Origin of the sequence: Mesorhizobium sp. M7A.F.Ca.CA.004.06.1.1 (assembly GCF_003999135.1) — a bacterium.
In the GTDB taxonomy this organism is placed as follows: domain Bacteria; phylum Pseudomonadota; class Alphaproteobacteria; order Rhizobiales; family Rhizobiaceae; genus Mesorhizobium.
Genome location: NZ_RZPQ01000401.1, coordinates 3,810 through 5,347, shown reverse-complemented (window position 1 = coordinate 5,347; position 1,538 = coordinate 3,810). Strand labels below are relative to the sequence as shown.

At 63.7% G+C, this 1,538-nt stretch carries 2 protein-coding genes; one reads left to right on the top strand and one right to left on the bottom strand.

All coding sequences use genetic code 11. The features are described from left to right. On the top strand, positions 1-1,120 hold a 1,120-nt coding region (locus tag EN906_RS21675), incomplete at its 5' end, for a DUF763 domain-containing protein (RefSeq protein ID WP_164777281.1). Positions 1,121-1,142: 22 nt separating this feature from the next. On the opposite strand, the gene EN906_RS21670 is transcribed toward EN906_RS21675, so the two are convergent. After that, a partial coding sequence (locus EN906_RS21670; RefSeq protein ID WP_164777280.1) for a PPC domain-containing DNA-binding protein occupies positions 1,143-1,538 on the bottom strand: 396 nt, incomplete at its 5' end.

Sequence of the window (1,538 nt, the reverse complement as noted above, 5' to 3'; positions counted from 1 at the left end):
ATTCTGGTTCCAGTCCTTTGGTGCTGTCATGGGCATGGATTGGCACTCGTCGGGGATCACGACCAGCGTCGTGGGCGCTTTGAAGCGTGGCCTCACGCCGCTCTCCGGCGAGCTCGGCATTCATGTCTGCGGTGGTCGCGGCGCGCATTCGCGCAAAACCCCGCATGAGCTGGAGGCCATCGGCCAACGCGTCGGCTTCGACGGGGCGGGCCTTGCCACCGTCAGCCGGCTTGTCGCCAAAGTCGACAGCGCCGCGGTCCAGGACGGTTTCGATCTTTACCTGCATGGTTTCATCGTCACCGATGACGGTCGCTGGGTCGTGGTGCAGCAAGGCATGAACGGTGACAGCAAGGTGGCGCGCCGCTACCATTGGCTCTCCGAGGGCCTCAAGAGTTTTGTCGAGCAGCCGCATGCCGCCATCGAGGGCGTCCATCAAGGTGAGATCGTCAACCTGACCGACAGGCGCGCCGACGCGTCGCGCCAAGGGCAACTGAACCTTTTGCAAGACCTCGGACCCGATCGCATCCTGGGCGAGCTTGCAGCATTGGAGCGTTGCGCGGAGCCGACGCGCCGGCAAGAACCGGAGCAGCCGCTGCTGCCGCATTTGGTCATGCCGGCCCACCATGATGTTCGCGAAAGCGATGTCGTCATGCATCGTCTTCACGGCAATATCGCAGCCGCCGCGAACCGCGGTCCCACCGATTTCGCCGAGCTCCTTCTGGTCCCCGGCGTCGGCGCGCGTACGGTGCGCGCGCTGGCCCTCGTTGCCGAGGTGGTGCATGGCGCGCCTTGCCGGTTTTCCGATCCCGGCCGCTTCTCGCTGGCGCATGGCGGCAAGGACAGGCATCCATTTCCGGTACCGCTGAAGGTCTATGACGAGACGATCGGGGTTCTGAAGTCGGCCGTGCAGAAGGCAAAGCTCGGTCGCGATGAAGAAATCGGTGCCTTGAGGCGGCTCGACGATCAGTCGCGGCAAGTCGAACGATACGTGACCGGCCCCAGCCTGAAGGAAATTGTCGCGGGAGAATTCGACCAGTCGCATCTGCTTGGCGGGCGCAGCGTGTTTGGCTGGGAAGCGCCGCCGGACACAGCATCAACTGAGCGGAACGAGAAAGCGTGAGCACGGGTGGAGGGGCTGGAGATCAATCGTCAAGATCGATGAGTGCGACACCGAGCTCCGGACGCTTGCTGCGACGTAGATGACCGGGTGCTTCCACCAGGGTGATTTCGAGCGTTGGCCGAACGATGCCGTCAAGCAGATGTCCACCCCGAGTGGTGCCGTCACTCGATCCAAGGACCGCATGGACGTGCAGGCTGGGCTTATCGTCGTCACCCAGTGCGACATCGCCGATCGCGCTCAGAACCTCGCACTGTTCGTCGACAGGGATCTTGCGGTAGGTCTTCGAGGCCGGATCGAACCAGCCCACCGTGGCTTTCTCGAAAGCCCCTATGGCGGTCAAGGACGCGCTGCCGATCTCCTGGTCGACCGCGAAGGCGGTCAGTGCCGCGAACGCTTCTTCGCCTGGGTCGAGCACCAC